The organism is Piscinibacter gummiphilus (assembly GCF_032681285.1).
In the GTDB taxonomy this organism is placed as follows: domain Bacteria; phylum Pseudomonadota; class Gammaproteobacteria; order Burkholderiales; family Burkholderiaceae_C; genus Rhizobacter; species Rhizobacter gummiphilus_A.
In genome coordinates this window covers 1-21,659 of sequence record NZ_CP136337.1, presented here as the reverse complement: position 1 = coordinate 21,659, position 21,659 = coordinate 1, and the positions used below count along the sequence as shown (strand labels likewise).

Genomic DNA, 21,659 nt, shown 5'->3' with positions numbered 1-21,659 from the left:
AAGATCGGCTCAACCGAAGTGTTGAGTAGACCGGGCGACCCTACTTGAAAGGGCGAAGAGCCTGCCGGGTTCATACCTGAAAAGGCGAACGTCGCAGACGCGGCATACCTGAAAAGGCGAATGCAAGACTGGCGAAGATAAAGGTATTGAGGCGCAGTGAGTACACGCGTGCTGGTTGTCCCTTGATCACGCCGTACCTGAAAGGGCGAACTGGACTCTTCTATTCGTTCGCAAATTCGCCCTTGAGCATCTCTACCAGCGCCTCCCGGCGCTTCTGGTCCTCGAGTCTGATCTCCAGCACCACGCGACCATCGTCCCAGTCCTTCAGAACTCCGACCTCCTGGCCGCCTGCTTGCAGCTTGTACTGCCTGCTGTTTAACTTCGTGCGCCTAGACTTCTGACCTCGTTGCCGGCTCTCGACCTCTTTTTCGAGCCGGCGGACCGAGATCTGTCCTTTGATGATCCCTTCCACCAGGTCGAGCAACTCTTTTTCGGTCGTGAGGCCGACAAGCTGGGAGAGCAGCTGCCCCGTAGCCGGTCCGAAGGCCCGTGGATGCTTCCTGATTTCTGCCAACACCGTTTCAGGTAGCTTGGTGAATGCCATGATCTTCGAGACTTGGCTCTTCTGAAGCTTCAACTTCGAAGCAATCTCGTCCAAGCTGGCTACGTAACCCTTCCTCAGTTGGATCTGCCAGGACAAGGCCTGGTCGAGAGCTGTTTCCGCCGTGTGGCGATTCAGCTCAGTCGACAGGACGTATCGATCAAAGCCGTACACCGGGGCATGCGGGAGAAGCTTTATCGTCTTGATGCCTGCACGCTGCAGCGCCAACTTCCGTTTGTGAGAAGACAAGAGGAGCCATTCACCGGGCCGCTCTGGGTGAGGCATGGCTCTCGCGGGGTCCTTCTGCCCATGTTCACGCATGCTCTGTGCGAGCTCTTCGATGTCTTCGTCCGGGAACGTCTGCCGGCTGTTTTCGTCGTTGGGGTGCGCATGCTCCAAAAGCACCTCAATTACGCCCTCTGTCGTCGCCGTCGAGGCGCTTTCCGACTGGCGGTCTATCTGAGGGTCTGCCGCCGCCGGCCTCAGAAGGCTCCCGCCAGTTTGTTGTAGTACCCGGTCAGCAGCTGCGAAGCGCGCGTCGATCGCCGTCTCGTTCCCGCTCATGGACCCGCTCAACGCACTCGCGAGCGCCTTCGACTTTGAAGTTTTCACCTTCTGTTGGCCCGTCATTGCTTCTTGCCCTTCTCTTGGCGCGTCTCCAGCGCACTCAGGATTTCGTCAACCATTGACTCGACTTCGCTGACAGCTTCTTTCGCCCGTCTGATGTCATGGACCGTTCCTCCCACCAGGGGACACTCCTTGTAGGCGCTTCTCAGCCCCAGCTGTGTTTTCAGCAGCGGAATTGCCGTGTCCTTTCCCAATTCTTCGGCCGCGACTGCTGCCAACGTGGTTCGCTGAACCATGTTCAGCACAGTCACCCCGCGCAGGTCTCGATTGGTGTGCATCGCAGTGCTTACCAACCGCTTCGCTGTTGCGACCGCCCATAGATCGTTCGGCGACGGCACGACCGGCACCACGGCCAAGTCCGAAACGGTGAGTGCCGAGTTGGCCGCCGGGGATTCAGACGATGGTGGGCAATCTACGACTATATAGTCGAAAGAATCCATGTCGTGCCTCATCTCCCGGTGCACGTTTCCTCCCAACGCACTTAGGTTTGCGATTCGTGCGGGAAATTCTTTGTGGTCGCGTGCTTGAGCGACCCAACGAGACGATGTGTTTTGAGGGTCGATGTCGATGAGCTTTACTCGATTTCCCCTCTTGCCCAACGTCCCAGCAATGTGAACTGCCACCGTCGTCTTTCCGGCGCCACCCTTCTCATTGAACACAGTGATGATTTTTGCTGTCAAAGCTCCGCTCCTGAAGAGTTTCCACGTGGAAACTGAGTTGTTCGGAATGTAGAAGACGACTTTGTCACGGTCAAATGAAAGTTCAAACTACGGGCCTTTTGCAATTGAGTTGTCGTTTTAAGTGGACGCATAGACCAGTTTCCACGTGGAAACTTGCCACCGGCCTCCGTAGTTTTCCACGTGGAAACTAGCCTGCTCTGAACCACCTCCGCGCAGTTTCCACGTGGAAACTGCGCATGAGACATTCACGAGAAGCGGCTTGTGAAGCGCTCCATGTCTACGCCGAGCGCCTCATCGTCTTCCGTCACATAGGTGGATGTCGTGTTGAGCGTTGTGTGCCCCAAGAGCTTCTGGACGCCGGGTAGAGGTACACCGTTCTTCAATGCAAGGGTCGCGCAGGTGTGCCGAAGCCAGTGTGTGGAAGCATCACGGAACTTCGCGGCTGCCTCCGGGTTGGACGCTGCGAGTTCAGCTGCGCGCGCCTTCAAATGGCTCTTTAGTGAGTCGTAGAGTTGTGTGTATTGCAATGCGTCCCGTGCCTCTGGGCTCGATCCGCCTCGCCTTCCTCGGCGACTGCGGAGTAGAGGCTCTTCAAACGTCGGGTGCCCCTCCCGAGCGCGCGTGGCCTCTATGACTTTGTCGAAGTTGACCTTCACGCTGTCCAGGTATCCAAGCAGGGCAAGACGAGTAGGGGAGGTGAGGGGAACGAGCCGAGTTTTATTGCCCTTGCCGAGTACTTTGAGGCGCCACTTTTCCCGACCTGGTCGAATGCTTCCTAATTTGAGTGAAAGCATTTCTCGCGCTCGAAGCCCACAGCCGAATCCGAGCCATAGCACCAGCAAGAGGCGTCGCTCAAGCTCCGGTCCGTCCGGAGACAGAGGGGACACAACGTGCCGCCACTCCTCGTCCGTGAAGCTTCTGCCGACAAATTGTTCGGTGGCGTCCGCAAGCTTGATTCGTGTCGCAAGGGTTTTACCCAGCGCGTCCCAAATGTTGTCCTGCAGGTACCTGAACTCCTTCAGGTACTTGAACAACGAACGGATCGTCAGAAGATCCTGGTTGACCGAGTCTGGCGACAACGGGCCGTCGAACGGACGCCATTCCGGCGTGTCGCGCTTGGCGGCTCGTTTGCCAATCCACTCGCTCGCGGGGAGCCTCCAGCCTGCCTTGATCCAAGTCGCTTCATCGAGCCTCCCAAGGTTCTCTAGCCACGAGCGATAGTGGGTTGCGTCGTCGACCGTCAGTTGTGAGAAGGTTCTGCGTCGCTCTAGGTAGCACCACAGCAAGAGGCGCTCGGCGTTCTTGCGGTAGGACCGCAATGTGTTGGCGTTGCTCGCTTTGGCCTTCAGCCAGCTCTCGATGGCCTGCCTGTCGTTCTGTACGCCGAGGGCGTTTCCGGCCTGGCTGAAGGGAGCTGAACCGGTGGGCGAGGGGAGGGGGGCCACTCCTACAAACGGCAGCTCAAAACGCTCCAAGGGAACGAGCCTGCTGGCGTTCGCGGGTGGCGGCGGAGGGGCTAAGGGCAGGGCAGGGGGGTGCGGTTTCAGGCCATGCTCGTCAAACCACTCCTGCAGGCGCCGGGCCCACACGTCCCCCACCCCCGGCACCTCCTTCCAGCGGATGTTCGTGCGGGCCGTCAGGGCGTCAGCCACGGCGCCCAGTGAGGCCAAGCCGGCCGCGGCCAGGTTCTTGGCCAGGTTCGGTGCCAGCCACCGCTCAACGGCATCTTCGCGCGCAGGCGAGCGCCGGGTCGCTCGCTCGAGCAGCTGCAGGGCTTGGCGCAGCCGCTGGTTCAGCCGCTCGCGGCGGGCGGCCGCTCGTGCCTCGGAGGGATTCGTTTCGCCGTATTCCTCCTTCCACATCGCCTGGAGTTCCACCTCGCTCCAGTCGCCGGCGTCGGCAAAACGCTCTGAGAACTCCGCGAGGGTCGGCTTGGTCGTGGTCGACGTCTTGACCCGCCACGGCTCGCGTCGGAACAGGCCCACCAAGGCTGGCTGGCCAGCGTCCAAGGCCTCCTGGATAAGCGCCTGTCGCACCCAGCCCAGCGTCGCCTTCGCCAGGGTGTCCTGGTAGTCGCCGTCGACCGCCAGGTAGGTCGCCCAGGCCTTGGCCATCTCGACCCCATCCATCACCGCGCGGTAGAACCGGATGTGGTCGCGGGTCAGCTCGCGGCTGCCTGCAGGAACGAGCTCGCGGGTCATGGAGGTGTCCTAAGTGCTTGTCACGCTTCGATTTGCGGCCGTTTTGTAGTGGCGGCGGGCTCTCAATACAAACTGGATGCTTTCCGATGATAGTATAGGTTATCATCGGTTTAGGCCCTAAAAAGAAAAATCCGATGCGTCGCGAGCGATCGCGCTTAGTCTGCAGCTTTCGCGAAATTCCAAAATCGAATCGGTCTGCTCAAATTTTGTGCACACGAAATCCAGCTACCAAATTTTGCGGTGCCTCAGAAAATTTCATTAGAAATCAAAGAGTTATGGCGTGATGCATTAGCGGATCTGGCGAGCTGCACCATTTCTGCTGCTGATTTTTACGGTCACCGCGTCGGACATGCCTTCATCCCGCCGCGCGACGTCGGGCCGCGCGGTCCAGAAGTGCGTCGCCATAGGGTGCGACGCTGAACTCCATCGTGCCTCTGAAGTTAATGCCACTGAGTCGTGAGGTTGGGGCTCGGCCTGCCGGTCGAGCAGGCGAATGCGAAGGTCAAGATTCTTGAGCGCTATCAGGAGAGTACTTGGGTCGCTGTTTTATGCGCAGCCACAAGCACTGAGCTCATCTTTTGGCGAAAAAAATCTTGAATCCCATCCAACCCTCTGCTTCAAGCGAGCCAGCAGGACACCATCAAGTACCCACAGAAGCCGAGACGGTGCAGGCACTCCTGCCGCGGCTCAGCCCGGGGGAAGCGCCTAAGGCGCCGCGTCGCAAGCCAGCGAAGCAGTGACGCTCGATCTCTCGCCAGTGCTTCAAGTTCGAGCACGTGAATTCGCATGAATCCACGCGCACAGGATATCGGTGCGTATTCCACGCGATGGCGGACACGATTCCAGGCTGATGGCGGACAGCATTCCAAACTGATGGCGGACACCTGCGGGGTGTTCTGAGTGACCCGAACGCGGCATACGCTGACCGGTTTTTTGACCGGAACCAGCGATGCCCACACCCAGGGTCACCATGAGCAAATTACGACATACACTGCAACTGCTGCACGGCGGGGCCTTGAGCACCCGTCAAATCGGTGCCGCTCTCGGCATCTCCAAATCCACCGTCAGCGAGATAGCCAGCTACGCGCGCGTGGCCGCCGTGGACTGGGCGCTGGCCCAGACCTTGAGCGACGAAGAACTGCAGGCCCGGCTGTACAAGCCAGCGGTGGCCCGCCAGTCCCGCCACCTCGAGCCCGACTATGCCCACCTGCACCGGGAACTGCGTCGCCCCGGCGTGACGCTGCAACTGCTGTGGGAGGAGTACCAGCACCAGCACGCCGGGCAGGCTTACAAGTACAGCGCCTTCTGCGAGAAGTACAAGGCCTGGGCCCGGCGCCTGCAGCGCTCCATGCGCCAGAACCACGAGGCCGGCGACAAGCTGTTTGTGGACTACGCCGGCCAGAGCCTGCCTGTCGTGGATGCAGGCACTGGCGAGATTCGCCAGGCCCAGGTGTTTGTGGCGGTGTTGGGGGCATCGAACTACACCTATGCCTGCGCCACCGCCAGCCAGAAGGCCGCCGACTGGGCGGCCAGCATCATCGCCACGCTGGAGTTCATCGGCGGCGTGCCCCGCCTGCTGGTGCCTGACCAGCCGCGCGCACTCATGGCCCGTCCCGACCGCTACGAGCCCACCGCGCACCGCCTGCTCGAAGAACTCTCGGCCCACTACAGCCTGGCCGTGATGCCGGCGCGCCCGGCCAAGCCACGCGACAAACCCAAGGTGGAGGTCGCCGTGCAGGTGGTCGAGCGCTGGATTCTGGCGCGGCTGCGCCACCAGACCTTCTTCAGTCTGGCCGAGCTCAACCGGGCGATTGCCGCCTTGCTGGTGGACTTGAACCAGCGCGCGTTCAAGAAGCTGCCGGGTAACCGCGCCAGCGCCTTTGCCGAGCTCGACAGGCCGGCCCTGCGCCCCCTGCCGGCGGTGCGCATGCCCATCGCCCGCTTCAAGCCCGCCCGCGTCAACATCGACTACCACGTCGAGCTCGATGGCCACTACTACTCGGTGCCCCACGCGCTGGTGGGCGAGAAGGTCGAGTTGCGCATCACGGCCACCACGCTCGAGGTTCTGCACGGCAACAGGCGGGTGGCCGCCCACATCCTCAATCCTCGCCGGGGCGCGCACACCACCGTGCCCGAGCACATGCCGGCCTCACATCGCGAGCATCTTCAGTGGACCCCTGCCAAGCTCATCGCCTGGGGTGAGCGCGTGGGCGCGGCCACCGCCGCCGTGGTGCGCTGGCAGATGGAGCACCGCCAGCATCCCGAGCAGGGTTACCGCTCCTGTCTGGGTCTCATGCGCCTGGGCCGCGAGTACGGTGTCCAGCGCCTGGAAGCAGCCTGCGCGCGGGCACAGTCGATTCGCTCACCGTCCTACAAGAGCATTGCGTCCATCCTCAGTTGCGGCCTGGACCAGCGCCCGCTGGACGCCCCCATCACCGCGCAGGCCACACAGGCCAGCCTGCCACTGCACGAGAACGTGCGCGGGCCGGGCTACTACCACTGAGAAGCCCAGACACCGAAGCGAAACAAACAAGGAACAACCATGCTCAACGAACAGACCCTCAACCAACTGCGCACCCTGCGCCTGGACGGCATGGTGGCCGCCCTCAGCGACGTGGCCACCCACCTCATGGCCAGCGAGCTGCCCTTTGAACAACGCCTGGCGCTGCTGGTGCAGCGCGAGGTGGACTGGCGTGACGGCAAACGCCTGGAGCGGCTGCTCAAGGCCGCCCGTTTGAAGGTCTGTAGTGCCTGCCTGGAGGACATCGACTGGCGCGCCAGCCGGGGCCTGAGCCGGGAGGTCATCACCAGTCTGGCCGGCGGGGACTGGCTGCGCCATGGTCACAACGTGCTGCTCACCGGTGCCACCGGTTGCGGCAAGACGTGGCTGGCCTGCGCACTGGGGCAGCAGGCCGCGCGCCTGGGGTTCTCTGTCCTCTACACCCGCGCGCCACGGCTGCTGCAGGAGCTGCACGTGGCCCACGGCGACGGTAGCTTTGGCAAACGGCTGGGGCAACTGGCCCGGCTGGACCTGCTCATCCTGGACGACTTCGGTATCGCACCGATTGCCGCGCACGAGCGAAACGACCTGCTGGAGTTGCTGGACGACCGGGTGGGCACGCGCTCGACGCTCATCACCAGCCAGTTGCCGGTGACGGCCTGGCACGCCTGGCTGGACGAGCCCACGCTGGCCGACGCCATCCTGGACCGCATCGTGCACGGTTCACACAAGATAGCCCTCAAGGGCGAGTCGATGAGAAAGCTCACCAAGACCGCCTGAGCCGCCCGTGCCGAGCACCGTTCCACGCTGATGGCGGACAGTTCGGCTACGATTGCAGCGTCACTCAGGACACCCGCGCAGCGTGTCCGCCATCGCCTGGAACGCTGTCCGCGATGGGAATGGAATCACTGTCCGCCATCAGTGGAATGCGCATCGGTCCTCGAGCACTCCTTTTCGCGGGCAAACAGGTCGACAACGCCGTGCTGCAGGCCAGCGGCCCGTGATTTGAGCCATGACATCACCTTGCATCCCAGCAGCTCCGACCGGTTAGACTTCCCACATGTTCAAGAAAAAGCCGTCCCCGGCAAAGCCAGCCGAGCAGCGCCTCCAGAAGGTTGCTGTGAAGCGGGTTCGCGTCGCCAAGGCACAACGGGCTATTTTTCTTGCCAAGGTGAAGGCGACCCAGCCCAACGAAGCCACTGAACAAAAGGCAGATCGCCTGGTCGAGCGCGTTCGCGCCGCCAAGTCCGCAGACTTCCTCCAGCAGTACCGCACAGCGTCCTGATGGCGTTGCCAGAGGACCGATATGGCCTCTTGCCGGTCATTGAAGTTGATCCGGCGCTGCTGGCCACGTTCAAGTGCGGCAGGGCGCACCTCGACAGTTTTCTTGCACAGGCCCCTGATTTCCACCGAGCTCGCCTTGGCCTGACCACTGTCGCGTTCCACCGCGACATCGATGGCATCGTGGGCTACTTCACCCTCGCCAATGACTCGCTCCCTCTGACGACGTCGGAGCAGTTGGAACTCAATGTGGACGTCGTGCTGAAGGCGTATCCGGCAGTCAAGCTCGGCAGGTTGGCGGTTGCCAGCCACCTGCAAGGCCAGGGCATCGGTGAGCAACTCATGTCGTTCATCCACGGCGAGATTCTCGACTCCGAATCCCTCTCGGCGGCCCGCTTGGTCATCGTCGATGCGGATCACGAGGAGCGTGTGGTCGCGTTCTACCGCCGGCATGGCTATCAGGAATCGCTTTGGGCCGAGGCTCAGGCAAAGAACCATCGGACTCTCAAGGTTGGCGCCCCGCCCACCACGGTCAAGATGATCCGGGACATCCTGGCCTAGCCCTGCCAGCGCCACATTCTGTTGCGACGATTTTGGCAGCCGTTTAATGCGCATGACGCTTGAAGATTCGGGCTCACCCGATCCCGAGGCCAACGCGGAAACCTAAGTCACGCGAATAACGGTGAGGCCCCACATGCGCAAAACGCTTATGTGTGATTTCCGGCTTCATCCCGGCTGGCTCCCTTCGCATCCGCTTTTGTGCGCTTGATTTCACGCGCACAGATTTCCGCCGCTTTGCCCGATAAAACAATGAGGCGCGGCTACCTGCTCGTCGCTAAGTTGTTGATTCTTATCGGATATACCGCCGCCCTCGGCGCGGAAAAAAATGGCGCACCGAATTTGTCAATTCAGCCGCTGCGCTGTTTCGGGCCGGTTTCGAGGGACGAAGCAGCACTTCTGCGTACCGGTCGATGCTGAAACTCATGGTGCCGCGGAAGTTGATGTTGCCGAAGAATACTGGACCGAGCTGGCGCACCAGGTCGTCCTCGATGGTTGTCCGTTGGCCCGCAAGCGCTTGATCACCTCCTGAAGCTTCAAAACCGACTCGCCACGTTTGAGCAGCGTGTGGATCTCGCGCCGGAAGGCGTCGTTGGTGAAGTAGTCGCACAAGAACACCGACCGCAGGAGTCGGCCATAGTGGTCCAGGGCGCGGTAGAGCCGATCGCCGGCGGCCGCGCTTCCATTGCGCGCCAATGCCCAACTGACCGTGACCTTGCCCGTCATGATCGAGGCCACCAGGCGAAGCATGTCGTCCCATCCGTCCCTGATCGCCTTGACGTTCACGTTGGCGAAGGCCACCTTTTCCAGCCCATCCCGCACCTCCATGCCACGCGGAAGCCAGATCTTGCAGTCGGGCAACCCAGCCAGCTGCGGGCACAGGTCGAACTTCAGCAACTTGGCGACTGACATGGCAGCGTAGGAGATGGGAGCGCTGGACGCTCGCTGACATGTCAAGGGGCAAGGCGCTGGAGATGACCAGTGGTGGCATGCCGGCTCGAGCCCGGTGGGATCAGGCGCGCCCCAGACCTGGCGGGAGGCCGATGACTCATCGAAGGAGTAGCCTTCGTCGAGCAATTTTGGCAGCACCGGCGTGGATTGGCCTTTGCTTCTCCGCTTCACTTTCAGCTTTGACTCCGTGCGTCGCTACCGATCGCAATGCCGTGATGGTGGCGAGATAGACAGTCACCCAGGGCGGCCGCCGCCACGACGAGCTGACGGCCATCTCCGAGTCCCATGCCTTGCTACCGAACATCGTGATCGCCTGGAACACCATGAAGATGGAGGTGGCCGACCTCTGGCGTTCCCGTAAGCAGCCGATCCCCGACGAATTCCTGCGTCACATGGGGCCCGTCCACTTCGGGCATATCAATTTCCGTGGGTGATCTCCTTCGACTTCGAGGCATGCTGCAGCGTGCGCCACGGTACAGGACTCGAGCCGCTTAAGCGCTAACCTCCCTTTTTGCACCGAAATCAAGCTGCTCAAAAAAGAGGCGCACGGCTAAGTCATTGATTTAATTGGGTTTTGGTTCCACTAACCACCATTTTTGCACCGGAATCAACGCGCCTAGTTTTTAAGCACCTGGATTATTCGATCTGTGGCTCTCTTCTCTCGATAGCTGGACGGGCACGGCTGCCCAACTACACGCCCAATGCGATTTCAGTCGGCTTAACGATTTCAGCGCTTCATTCCCACAATGAGATGCAGTACCACCCCGCAATGTGAGGAAGGCCCTCTTCAAGAGCGTGACTTCTGTCAACGACCTTTATTGCAATACCCCCAACTCCCGAACACCTCAAAGCTTCGGCAATCTCGCCTTCCCGCTCCACATACACCTTGTCGTACGGAACTATGGCCGTGAGTTCATTTGGTTGGTCACTATGAGTCACGAGTATGTAGCTGTCGTCGTTCAACCGAGCCAGCACGTCCGACATACATGGCCCATCCTCATAAGCATGGGAAACATCAGTTCGCGGAAACCATCTGAAATGGTTCCTAAGCTCACGCACCTGTAGCAAGCTTTCGCCGCACACAACTCGCTCGACCAACTTTTCATGTCGTTTGAGCATCCACTGTGAGTATCGATGCTCTGCTGCGTCGGTCTCCACCGGCTTTCCCCAGTCCACAAAACCTGCACCATCGAAACCTCTCGCACTCAGGAACCTGCGAAGACGATCCTCAGGTTTCTCGCTTTCCCGGCTCGGAATTTCTTCAAGTAACTCCTCTGCAGCCTCAACCGCGCTCAGTGGAAGAGGCGTTCCTTCGTTTACGAGGGTGTAGGCATCCAGTACCTGTTGGCGCCAGCTGCGAGCTGCTTCAATGAACTCATCGAGCAAATCGTACGCACTCGACCGAGCTTTGATCGCTGCCTCTGTACCACCGTCCATGTCTTCTACGGACAAATCTTCACCGTTCCAGCTTGCCCAGATTCTCCAAGGCAATTTCTTCACAGGGTCAACTGCCTCAGGATCGACGTTCGCCAATCCTCCTATTTCCTCAGCTTCGTACCAGGCACTGACGAGTGCCGCTGCCAACCCTGTCACCTCTGCGTCGTTGTAAGGATAGTCAACTTCCACGTCGTTAAATGCATTGATGAGCAACGGGTAGACTTCGCCCATCATTCGGCACACTTTGCCGAAGCTGTCGTAGTCTTCAAGGCCGAGTGAAACAGCAATCCCCTGACGGAGTTGAGATCTGGTACATGACGCGGCCTTTGCCGTTTTGTCCACAAACAGATCGACGAGCAACGGAAGTTCCATCCACGCTTTCGCGAGGTGGTTACTGAGTGCTGTGTATGCGTCTGGCATCGGCGAACCCTTTTTGTGTGTCTAACGCTTCGCGAGAGGCGCCATTGAGTGTGCGACCTCGCACTCTGGTCTTCTACTCGATCACGTAGTCCATTCTGGGCGGCGGCGCCCCGTCCACTAGGTGACCGTTCACCAGGACCGGCGGAATCCATACCGGTCGGACGAACTCCAACCCCTTCCCCCATCGCTGCTTACGCAAGACCCCGCGCCGCCAGTGCGGCTTGATCTTGTGGCCTTGCATCGACACGAAAAGGGCGTCTTCATCTGTCTCTTCGGGACCGATCTCTATGCTGTCATAGGCGGATCTCAAGCGCGCCTGAGCCTTCTCTCGCTTATTCCCTTTCAGATTCCGCAGCTGTTCGATCAGCGTTGTTCTGTCCTTGTGGTAGACGAGCCGAGCGTTGCGCAGCGTCGTGTAGAGCAGTACCTTTGCCGCTATCAGCAGTGTCTCGTTGGCGAAGTTGGCATCGCGGCGCGATTCGTCGTCTGCCTCTTCTTTGCTCTCGCTCAAAAGCTGACCGTGCTCTGCGACGACGTCGCTGAGGTCTCGCTGATCGTCCTTGTTGATCATCAGCGGAACTGTCAGACCGCCGACGCGTAGCACCTCACCTGTGTAGCGGTACACATAGGTGATCACCAGGATTCGATCGGCGGTCGCCCCCTCCTCTAAGACGCCCGCACCCGGTTCTTCCGATGCATAGAAGCCTGTGATTAGGAATGAGCGTCCGTCCGCGTGCTTCTGTGACAGGGGGCGTTCGAAGTGCACAAAGACGTCCGGGTACGGAAGCCGTAGGTACTCGAGCGGAAACCCCTTGTCGATCGACGTCTCGTCCAGCCTGTCGATGAGCGACCGCTTGGCGATGAACAGGACGCCCGATGCGGCCTTCCAGTGCGCCGCGCCGTAGATGCCCGCCGGCGGCTGCACTGCATCGTCCTGCACGAAGTAAGTGTCGTCGTACTGGTGGCCGAGCATCTCCATTCGATCTTGAAGTTCGAAGAGCCTCTGGTCCTTCAGTCGAAGCTGCCCAGCTGCCACGCCCGCGCATCGGCCAGGTCGTGCCATCTGCTCGCGCAACTCGCCGAGCAAGCCGGGCTCATAGTGGGCGATCAGCACGTTCTGAAGCCCTGCGCGTTCCATCGCGATTGGGTGCGGCAATTGTCCTAGGACGCGCACCGCCTCATCGGACTCGAAAGCCGGCCCGTCGAAATTCCAGCCGGCGTCCCAGTCGAAGCGCTTAAATCGCCACCCGGCCCGGCCGAAGAAGCAGATTTCCTTCTCTCTGTACACGCCGTCCGCACAGGGCATAAGAGCGTCCATCGCGGTCAACCTGCGGACAGGCTTCATTGGCTCTAGGCAGATGGCGTTTGCGTCGATGCCGTGCTCAAGGAGCGTGGCGACGCACTGCTGCGCCACCTGCGCCAGTGGCGTCCCAGCCAAAAGCGTCGCCATCGTGAACCTGACCATGGCGCCTGTTTTCTTGTCGGCCAGGTTGATGAATGCCGCCTGACCTGGCACAGGTTCATCCGTTCGGAGCGACCCCAACACCACATCGACGCCCTCCGGCCAGAACTCCTTCAACGTCGCAACTTCCTGCGCCCAGGTCTGTCCCTTCGCACGACCGATCAGACGCAACGCCGCATCTGCGCCAGCGACCTCGCCCTCCTTCACAACCTCCGACATTCGGCGCCAGCCGCCCACAAATTGGACCTTCGTGCCCGGAAATCTCAGCCTGAAGTCTTCCAACGCCGATTCGAAGTGGTCTCGCAGCTGCTGGGCGTACCCCTCCTGGGGGATCGTTCTAGAGGCATCCTGCAGTCCCTGGAACGTCATCGAAGCATCCGGGATCGCCGCAGCAACGAACAGCGAGCCATCCCGAACGCTCCCCTCCACGCTGAAGTTCTGGACCTCGTTGGAGCTCATGTTGGCGATGACGTGAAAGCCGATCCAAGTTCGCGACTCGGCGTCGCAGCGTACGGCACCGTGGAGAATCACGCCGGGCCACGTCGGCAAGCCGCCTCTGCGCTCATGCAAGACCTCCGCGCACGCTTCGTTCTTGAGATCCCGGATCGACTGGTCCAGCGCTTCCCACAGTGCACTTGCCTGGACAGGCTCAAGAGCGTCGCGGGCGCCGGCGTCAGACGACGACAGCTGGACCCGTAGGCTTAAGCAGCCGATCCAGTAGAACCGCGCCTTGACGCGAGGCAATTGCATCCGAAACGCATCCTGTGACCGCAACAGGATGTCCTGTGCGAACGAACGCTCGTCGTCGGTTTCCAACCTGAGGATCGCCGCCTCCACGGCGCTCAACGCCTGTGGGCGTTCTCCGCTCTCAAGGTTCGCGTTCTCCACCATCGGCAGGAAGCGTCTCCTGATTGCGTCCTCGCCTGCTGCTGGTTTGTTCATCTCAGTTCTCCATCACCGCGCGGCCGTGCATTGTTTGAGGAACCGCTTGCACGAATGCGCAGTAGCGGCGCGGGGTAAACCCCCCGTCAGGTGCGACGGTGCATATTAGACATCTCGCTCACCAGCGCAAGATCTACTTGGCCAGGGGCTCGGCTTCGTGTGAACCTCCCGTTTCCCCGATGGTTAGGCCGCGGATGGCGCTGTAGTCGCGAGCCCTGGCCGCTTCATTGATGCAGCAGCGCACCGCGCTAGAAAATCAGTCCGGTTGGCTCGGGCGCTGCAGGTATGAACGAGAGCTGCGGCGCGTCAACCTGTGGTTGTGGGACTTGCCACAGCCAGTCCGTCCAGATCCGATGAAACTGCTTGAACCGCATTCGACCCTCCACTACACCAACCGCAAATTCCTCGGGTGAGATACGCAAGACTGGGGACGGCTGAACACTCGGTTTGACTGCGATGGAGCATGCGAATTGACTCTCACCGGAACGGGATACTTCCAGGTGCACCCAAGGCATGTCATCCATACCTTGGTTCATTGCCTCGTTGTGGCTGAGGCCGTTGGCTACGTGGTGTCGCATGCAAGCATATCGAAGCGCATCGCAGTGCTTCGAACGCACAAGCCAAAGACATTTGACACCTGAGGCAAGGTACCGCTGGGTTCGCTGTCTGTATTGGTCCCAATGTTGTTGCGAGAGCTGGACCTCGAAGGCGATCAAACGTCCGTTGGCTTCGGCCAGAACGTCGGCCACCCACTCTTCGCCAAGCGGAGACCTTCCTGGCCGCTCTACCCGCGCTTGGTAGCCCGCGGCGCGCAAGCCCTGCACGAGGGCAATCTTGGCGAGTTGATGTTCGATCGACTCGGGTTCAGTCGTGCCGCCGTGCCCAGGGGCGCAAGCAAAGAATTGAAGTCCTCTGCTGCTTCGTTTGAGCACGGCTGGAACACGATCCTTGCCGACTTGAAACGAGCCGATCGGCAGCCGACGCCAGGCCATCCATGTCTCTGGTGCGGCGCTGAACGATTCGACTTCCTCACCCGTGCCGGCGTTGTAAGCGATCAAAGGCATGCTTGCACCTTCGTAAGCAAATCGCAGTCCAAGCGCATTCTTTCCCCTGATAGGTGTATGAATTGGTGTGTAGACAAACGAGTGGCGGCTATGGCTTGCTCCGAAGTTTTGAGTTTTACGCAAACAGAACAGGAACCAAAGATGGCACGCATCATTGTCGATAGCAGGGAGTCCCGCAGCGGTTTGACGTCGCTGCTATCGGACCTCGGAGCGGACGTTGTGAGCGAAGAGCTCGAATGTGCAGACTATGTCCTAGCCGATGGATTCGGCGTGGAAAGGAAGGCCGCAAACGACTTCGTGGTCAGCATCATGGACCGGCGGCTTTTCAGCCAGGCCGCGACTATGAAGGAAGCGTACAAGCGCGTGGTGATCGTTGTCGAAGGGAGCTTACAAGGCGTTCGATCCGCGATTGCGCCTGAGGCTCTACAGGGTGCGCTGTCGTGGCTTGCGATCCTCGAAGGTATTCATGTCGTGCAGACAAGCACCACTCGAGAGACAGCCCAAATGTTGCTGACGATGCAGCGCCATGCTATCGAAGGCCTTGGCTATGAGATCGCCCTCCGCGGCGGCAAGCCAAAAGATCGTTCGGTTATGGCCAGGTACTTGGTCGAAGGACTGCCAGGTGTCGGACCCGGCGCTGCAGCGAAATTGCTCGCGCACTTTGGAAGCGCGCATGCAGTCTTTACCGCATCTTCTGATCAGCTACGCGCTGTCGCAGGTATAGGCCCCAAGACCGTTTCAAGCATTAGGGAAACGCTGGAGTTCGACACACGGCTCGGAGAATCAACGAAGTAGCTCAATTGCTTTTTGCTTCACTGTCGAGGTTGACAAGTTGATAGCGGGCCAGCACATCTGCATGATCGGAAACCTTGATTCCAATCGTCATCTGGTGGATTCCAGAGGTCGGCGACCCATCACCACGGTCAGATTTCCGGCGACGGCCGAGAAGCAGCCTCTAATGCCCTCCCTGGCATTGTCTCGCCGGCTGCGTCCTGGTCTGCTATCCACCGCGCTGCTTCAACTGCGTCCGGCCAGGAAATTGGCCGCAGGTTGGCCGTAAGCAATACGTCAACCGAATCGGATCGCAAACCACCCTTCGAGCTCCCGTACACCGCATGTACGTGCTTCTTCCGCTGTCACAACGCTGATAGAGCTTGTTCTAGAGCCCGTGCATCGCTGAGCTGCCGTTAGCTCTCCATCACCCTTGACGTAAAACGTTGATGAAGGACGCAGCAGCTGTACGCCATCAGTGCCAATGACGTCTCCTTTTTCCAATGCAACATATGCAAACTCGCTCAAGCGAGACAACAGCTCTCCTAAGCAAGGTCCGGTCTGTCCATGGTCGACCAAAAAAGGCGGCACTGATTTGTATGCCCACAGCAATTCTTGAACTTGAAAGACCAGTTCGCCCCGGTCCCTCCGTTCAACCACGTTGTTATGCCGCTGGAGAAGCGACCGAAAACGCGGAATATTCGGAAGTCGATCCACATGCAGCTGCTCTGGGCCAACCTCATCTAGCAGTGAGGTCTCGAATCCTCGGGCGCTCATTACCACACCGCACAGCGGGTTCCACGTCTCCTCTGAACCAACAGCGAAGTCCAGCAGGTTTGCAGTTTCGGATAGGGCCCGCTCCCAGATCGGAGCGCCCTCGCGCACTAGGGTATAGCCAGTAAGGATCTCTCTTCGCCAGCTTCGGCAGGCCCCCAAGAAGTCATTGACGTATTGGGACGCTCCGTCTAACTCGCTCCGGTCCTGCTTGTTTTCATGTTCGCTTATCCAGGCCCATTCAGCCCACTTTCGCCAAGGCAGTTCAGTTGCACGAACGCTTTCAACCTGTGCGAGCGCTTCGAATTGCTCATCGCCCATCTCCCACGCTTCTAGAAGAGCGGAAGCTAAGCCTGTGAGCTCTTCGCACTCTTGCGCCGCATCCAGCTTTGCATCGATCAAGAACGGATATACCGCAGAGATGTGTGTGCAGACCGATTGCAATTGTTCGGACCCACCAGCGCCGAGAAGCCTGCAAACGACTTCTTTCAAGTCTGCTGAAGGCAAGTCAATTCGCGGTGCAATTCGATCGACATATCGGTCCACCAATGATGGAAGCTCTAGCCATGACTGCTCCATCAGCGCCTTGTTTTCAAACACTGAAGGTCCCCTTTGACAAGACTTGGGATCCACGATCATGCTCTCCCAATTCGAGTTAGTCATTCACCATCGTTAACGCGCACCTGTACGGGAGGTTCATGAGCAAGCGTTCCAAACTTGCTCGTTGCGCAATCGCTTCCCCGACTTCAACCGCCTGCTCCTTCGTCGGATACACGGCAATCAATGTCGAGTGATACCGCAACATCTTTATTCCGTTCGGGGAGTGGAGCCCGTTCACCCAAAAGCCCGAACCCTCTCCTTCGCTTCCGACCTCTATCTCCACCCATTCATGGAGCGGATGAGGAAGCTGTGGCAGTTCGAGTTCGGGCATAAGGGCTCAGCGGTTGGGATGGATGTCTCGCACTGTAAATGGGCCGATGCGAGCTCCCGGTGCCGCCTTGGCTGCGATCTGCGATATCAGTTCGTTCTGACGTTCACGTGACACCACTTGCTCAGTCCAGCTCCTTCGGAGCTCCGCCTCAGCATTGCTCTCCGAGTGATGTTCCCCGCTCTCTTGCACAACTTGGCGCCAGCTCGGCGAGCCTTTCAGAAGCGTTGCCGACTCACCGCTTCTGGCGGCACGCCCGCAGCCAAAGAACGCCAGCAGATCCACGAGTAGCCGGTCACCATTCCCATGGCACCTCGCCTGGCTTGACAGTTTTCTTCCAACGTACCGTCCTTTGAACTCGCTTGCGCCACTTCAAGCAGGACGTGCAAGTCCATCTGAATGGGATCACCACTTTCCCAACAGGAAGTGGAAACCACGTAGCTTCATCGTCTCCCCACTCAAGACATTCGTACTTGCTAGACCACCATCGCTCATATGCAAAGACTGTGGCAACGACCGCTCCCGCTATTGCGCATGAAGCCAGGAAAATAATCGCGGGGAGCCAGATGCTGTAGCTGTAGGTGGGCATGTGCAGATGGAAGCGGATTCACGGTGGCATTCATGCTCGCACCATTCGCCACTGTGTCTAGTCTCACTGGCACCGCGTCCACCTCCCGCTGCGCGCTGCAGCGCTGCCGACTCAAGGCTTCACGCGAAACATATACGCCAGCACAGCTGCTATCAAGGCTCCCGTTACTGCGATCCACCGAGGGAGCGCATTCAGAACCGCAAAGGCCAGCATCCCTGCACAGATTGAGACGAGGAAGGCTTGGCCTGCTGGCGGGCGCGCAATTCCCTTGCGCATGTCGTCGAGTTGCTTCTCGAGCCGGCCATCACTGATGTGCTTTGCGTTTGTTTCGACTTTTCATTGTTCATGCGCCCTTTGGTGCGCCAACCAAGTCGACACCTGGACGATGTGCCGCCTGCTGTTAATCACGTGTGGTTGCCCAGCATGGAAAAGCCCCGCCACATCTCTGATGCGCGGGGCCACTATGCTCGCTCGATCGAAGATTACGCTTTCAGCGAACGCGTCTAAGTCCCAGTCGGTCGTCACCTTCCCTCAGTGTCTCTTTCAACTTCCTAGGACCTTGCTGCGTCTTCGTTCCAAACAGCGCCACTAACCCATTGGCTGCGGACCATGCGGCTCTTGAGGCAAAGAAAACGACCATGAGCCACTCACCCACTTGCAACCAATACGGCCCTCCGAACACCTCATACCCAAAGTACCAGACGCCGAACATGGCACACGCGGCTGCAAAGCCCAATGTTGCAGAGGTCAACTGCAGTTGCCAGTCCACTCCGCCTACGCTGCGCAATCTCCAATCGACGAGGTTTATGGCCACACCTAGGCACACAACGAGAACAAACAGAAAGCCAAGGATGGCCATGCTTACTCCAACGGATTCAAATCCGCTGCCGTGGGACAGATCTACGGCGAAACCCGGCGGTTGAACCGGTTTGGCCGAATCGCCTGCACAGAAGGGGCCTCAGAGAGCTGCTGCAACTGTGAAGGGCTGACCTCAACCACGAAGGCGCCTGCTGAGTCCAACCGGCGCGCTGCCGCTCCCAGGCCCATGTTCTTCAGAACGGCCTCCACAGCACGCATTTGCGGCGCAGCGGTCGCTGCCAGCGGGGTTTTCCGGACCGGCTTGTGAGCCTTGGGTACCGCTGAGACCCCGATCCGCTTGGTCGCCGACACCACAGAGGAAGCCACCGCTGGCCGTCTGGCCTCGATGATGACCGACGTGCGCGAGCCAGCTGGCTTGGTCACAAACTCGACCAAGGCCTTGCTTTTGAGGGGGGTGCGGGCGCTGCTGGGCATGTAGGGAGACTACCGGGCTTGGCAGGTTGTTTCAAGCCCCAGGCAGGTAGCCGAGCTCTACCGCCTTGGAATAAGCCCTTAAAACGCACAGGCGGCCATGCCCGAAGCGGTGATCTTGGCCGTTTTCCCCCAGATCGACCACGCTACCGACCAGAAGCTGGATGACCCGTTCCGACCGCTCCCAGCCGTCCAGTTCCAAAAGCGGCGCCCCACCGCGAGCCGCAGGCGTGCGGCTGAGCAGGAGCGCGGCCGCACCGGCCACGTGTGGGCAGGCCATTGAGGTGCCGCTCGCGTAGTCCCACTTCGTCTTGCCGGCGCATGACAAAACTTCGACGCCTGGCGCAGCCAAATCCGGCTTGCTGAAGATCAGCGGTAGGTCTCGATCCGGAATGACATCGCTTTGGCGAACGATTTGCGTGCGGCCGCCGCTGAAGGCAGCGACCCTATCCGTCACGTCGTGCGCGCCGACGGCCAGGGCGAAGAAGTCGTTCCCAGGGTTCCCGCTGGTCTGGTGACCATCGTTTCCGATCGCCGCAATGACCGGAATGCCGGCCTGGCGCGCCGCCAGCACCATGCTCGTGTACGTGTCCAGCACGCCTGGCTCGAATGAAAGGCCGCCCAGGCTGAGGTTGATCACCCCTGCCGAGCTGCGGATGGCCCATTCGATGCCCTGCAGGATCTGCTCGTCCGTGCCCCCGTTGCGACCCAGAACCTTCCCCACCAGGAGCTTTGCCTCGGGCGCCATGCCGATCCAGCGCCCACTCTCGCGTCCGCCGGCGATCGTCCCGCAGACGTGCGTGCCGTGCCCGTCAACATCGCGAGCGTGCTTGATGCCCTTCTTCACGATGTTTCCCTGCTCGTCGAACTCGGCGAACTGCAACACCTTGCCGTGCAGGTCAGAGTGGTCCGGCTCAACACCGGTGTCGAGCACCGCCACCCGTGTGCCCTGGCCCCTGGCTTCGAAGGCGCCCCAAGTTGCCAGCGCACCGCTCGACTCCAAACCCCATGCGTGCGTCGACCGGCCAACAATGGCTTGATTCACCGACCGTGGCTTCATCTTCGGTGGTACAGGCACGCGCCGGTTCGCGAAGACGGCCAACGCCTCCGGCAGCTCAACGGGTAGCTTGGCCAGGTCGTCGCGGTGGATCTCCATTGCTGCGGCACCAGCGAGTGCCAGCGGTCTCGGTTTCCCCCGCTGATCCGCTCTCCTCGCCAGCCGGGAGGAGTTGATGAAAGTGCCTTTCTGGATCGGTTCGATGGCCGTGATCCCGGCACTCTTCAGCGATGCGACCGCGGATGCTGTTCGTTCGATCTGTGAGCTTCGACGCACCGCACCTCTCCGATACGCTTCAGGGAGAAGATCGCTTGCAGCGCTGATCGAGCGCGTGCGGGCAGCAGATGCTGCCGCGTTGGCCACCGCGCTGCTGAGGTGCGGCGTTCGGCCCTGAACAATGATGCTGAGCGTCGTGTCGCCTGACTCGTCCAGCAGCCGTTCGACCTGTGCTCGTACCTTGCGCTTCTCCATCAATACCTCCGCTATGGTTTGTTGATTGTTGCTGATGAAGTTAGGCGCGCAAGGCCACGCGCCGCTGCAACGTCCACTTACTCGCTTGCGTGCTTTCCCTCCAGTATCGCGAGCAAGTCCGCAGCTGCTTCGCCCGCCGGCCCGCTGGTGCCGACCCTTTCGGCAAGCCGCTTAGCTGCGTTCCGGAGTTGAAAGCCATCCACCACCCGCCAGTCAAGTGCTAGCGCCTCCCACTTCTGCGAGCCATTTTCGAAATACTGATGCACCTCGCGTTTGGTCAGGCGCGCGTCCATGTTGAGAACACGAATGCAGTCCTCGTAGAGTGCTGTGTCGATCGCACGCAAGTTGGTCAGGTCAAACTCGAAACGGTGCCCCGCGTACAGTCCCAACAGGAAGCGTGCAATGTGCCGGCACTGTCCTGAGTGCCCCGTCGCCACCACATACAGTCGCTTCAGAGCTGCTACGCCCTGCTCTTCGACACCACCTTCTCTCGGCACCTTCACCGAACCAATGGGCGAGCCCTGCGCAAATCGCAGGCGTTGCACTTCAACCAGCTTTTCCGCGTCTTGAAGTGATTCAAGCTGATCTCGCCCTTCGTCTTCCATCAGTCGCTTCCGAAGGGTGAACGAAGTTGAGTCGCTCATCACCAGCGCTCGCATGGATTCTGCGTAGTCGCGTTGTCTGTGATCTGCTTGCGGCTGTCCACTCGGGGACTTCTCACTGCTTGCCGCATTCAGCGCATGCAGGTTCGGAAAGCCCAGCATTCTCGCGAACACCTCAAGCGCCTGGTTCAAATCGCTCGGTGGCTTCCAGCCTGGGGCTTCTGCGATAGACCGGAGGGTTCGCGCTGCGCGCTTGACGTCGACGCCGTCGACAAAGATCGATTCGCCTTCACGGCGGGTTGTCACTGCCATCATCATCTCCATTGGCAGTCCCAACAAGCAATACGCTTTTCAACAGGGCGCTAGTTGCGGGACTCGCCATCGGTTGATGAGAGCGTGAATCGCGGCGACTTCAAGTGAGCTTGCCATCTCGGCCCGTCGTGACCTCTCGGT

At 60.0% G+C, this 21,659-nt stretch carries 16 protein-coding genes and 1 pseudogene; 6 read left to right on the top strand and 11 right to left on the bottom strand.

Annotated elements, in window-relative coordinates; translation table 11 throughout:
• Positions 1–220: 220 nt before the first annotated feature.
• From RXV79_RS26650 to RXV79_RS26640, 3 genes are all read right to left on the bottom strand, one after another.
• Positions 221–1,165: a ParB/RepB/Spo0J family partition protein gene (locus RXV79_RS26650; RefSeq protein WP_316704403.1), complete on the bottom strand. Its 945-nt coding sequence runs from the start codon at positions 1,163–1,165 to the stop codon at positions 221–223.
• A 62-nt stretch (positions 1,166–1,227) separates the two neighbouring features.
• The gene (locus tag RXV79_RS26645; protein WP_316704402.1) at positions 1,228–1,908 is read right to left on the bottom strand and encodes an AAA family ATPase; all 681 of its coding nucleotides are present in this window, start codon (positions 1,906–1,908) and stop codon (positions 1,228–1,230) included.
• Positions 1,909–2,153: 245 nt separating this feature from the next.
• Positions 2,154–4,109, bottom strand: a complete 1,956-nt coding sequence (locus RXV79_RS26640) for a site-specific integrase (protein ID WP_316704401.1) — start codon at positions 4,107–4,109, stop codon at positions 2,154–2,156.
• Positions 4,110–5,058: 949 nt separating this feature from the next.
• Here RXV79_RS26640 and istA point away from each other — a divergent pair.
• The 4 genes from istA to RXV79_RS26620 all read left to right on the top strand — a co-directional run bounded on the left by istA (position 5,059) and on the right by RXV79_RS26620 (position 8,451).
• The gene (gene istA / locus RXV79_RS26635; RefSeq protein ID WP_316699556.1) at positions 5,059–6,612 is read left to right on the top strand and encodes an IS21 family transposase; all 1,554 of its coding nucleotides are present in this window, start codon (positions 5,059–5,061) and stop codon (positions 6,610–6,612) included.
• 39 nt (positions 6,613–6,651) lie between these two features.
• Entirely contained in the window at positions 6,652–7,389 is a 738-nt protein-coding gene (istB, locus tag RXV79_RS26630) for an IS21-like element helper ATPase IstB (RefSeq protein WP_316699555.1), read from the top strand.
• A 280-nt stretch (positions 7,390–7,669) separates the two neighbouring features.
• The gene (locus RXV79_RS26625; RefSeq protein ID WP_316704400.1) at positions 7,670–7,894 is read left to right on the top strand and encodes a hypothetical protein; all 225 of its coding nucleotides are present in this window, start codon (positions 7,670–7,672) and stop codon (positions 7,892–7,894) included.
• Positions 7,895–7,923: 29 nt separating this feature from the next.
• Complete coding sequence (locus RXV79_RS26620; RefSeq protein ID WP_316704397.1) at positions 7,924–8,451, top strand: GNAT family N-acetyltransferase; 528 nt, start codon at positions 7,924–7,926, stop codon at positions 8,449–8,451.
• Positions 8,452–8,871: 420 nt separating this feature from the next.
• On the opposite strand, the gene RXV79_RS26615 is transcribed toward RXV79_RS26620, so the two are convergent.
• Positions 8,872–9,537, bottom strand: coding sequence for a Tn3 family transposase (locus tag RXV79_RS26615; RefSeq protein ID WP_316704534.1), 666 nt, complete (start codon positions 9,535–9,537; stop codon positions 8,872–8,874).
• A gap of 107 nt (positions 9,538–9,644) precedes the next feature.
• On the opposite strand from RXV79_RS26615, the pseudogene RXV79_RS26610 reads away from it, so the two are divergent.
• Positions 9,645–9,830: pseudogene (locus RXV79_RS26610) on the top strand (Tn3 family transposase); the annotation flags it as partial.
• A gap of 304 nt (positions 9,831–10,134) precedes the next feature.
• Here the strand turns inward: RXV79_RS26610 and RXV79_RS26605 are convergent.
• From RXV79_RS26605 to RXV79_RS26595, 3 genes are all read right to left on the bottom strand, one after another.
• Entirely contained in the window at positions 10,135–11,208 is a 1,074-nt protein-coding gene (locus RXV79_RS26605) for a hypothetical protein (RefSeq protein ID WP_316704396.1), read from the bottom strand.
• 121 nt (positions 11,209–11,329) lie between these two features.
• Positions 11,330–13,660 carry an AcrVA2 family anti-CRISPR protein gene (locus RXV79_RS26600; protein WP_316704395.1) on the bottom strand — a complete coding sequence of 777 codons (2,331 nt, stop codon included), beginning with the start codon at positions 13,658–13,660 and terminating at the stop codon, positions 11,330–11,332.
• Between the two features lie 248 nt (positions 13,661–13,908).
• On the bottom strand, positions 13,909–14,724 hold the full coding sequence (locus RXV79_RS26595) for a competence protein CoiA family protein (protein ID WP_316704393.1): 816 nt from the start codon (positions 14,722–14,724) through the stop codon (positions 13,909–13,911).
• A gap of 141 nt (positions 14,725–14,865) precedes the next feature.
• Between RXV79_RS26595 and RXV79_RS26590 the strand changes: the two genes are divergently transcribed.
• Positions 14,866–15,519, top strand: coding sequence for an ERCC4 domain-containing protein (locus tag RXV79_RS26590; RefSeq protein ID WP_316704391.1), 654 nt, complete (start codon positions 14,866–14,868; stop codon positions 15,517–15,519).
• 273 nt (positions 15,520–15,792) lie between these two features.
• On the opposite strand, the gene RXV79_RS26585 is transcribed toward RXV79_RS26590, so the two are convergent.
• From RXV79_RS26585 to RXV79_RS26570, 4 genes are all read right to left on the bottom strand, one after another.
• Positions 15,793–16,869, bottom strand: coding sequence for a hypothetical protein (locus tag RXV79_RS26585; RefSeq protein ID WP_316704390.1), 1,077 nt, complete (start codon positions 16,867–16,869; stop codon positions 15,793–15,795).
• 1,407 nt (positions 16,870–18,276) lie between these two features.
• Positions 18,277–18,645: a hypothetical protein gene (locus RXV79_RS26580; RefSeq protein WP_316704388.1), complete on the bottom strand. Its 369-nt coding sequence runs from the start codon at positions 18,643–18,645 to the stop codon at positions 18,277–18,279.
• A gap of 465 nt (positions 18,646–19,110) precedes the next feature.
• On the bottom strand, positions 19,111–20,604 hold the full coding sequence (locus RXV79_RS26575) for a S8 family serine peptidase (RefSeq protein ID WP_316704387.1): 1,494 nt from the start codon (positions 20,602–20,604) through the stop codon (positions 19,111–19,113).
• 77 nt (positions 20,605–20,681) lie between these two features.
• Positions 20,682–21,530 (bottom strand): DUF7673 family protein, encoded by an 849-nt coding sequence (locus RXV79_RS26570; protein ID WP_316704386.1) that lies wholly within the window; start codon positions 21,528–21,530, stop codon positions 20,682–20,684.
• Positions 21,531–21,659: the final 129 nt, after the last annotated feature.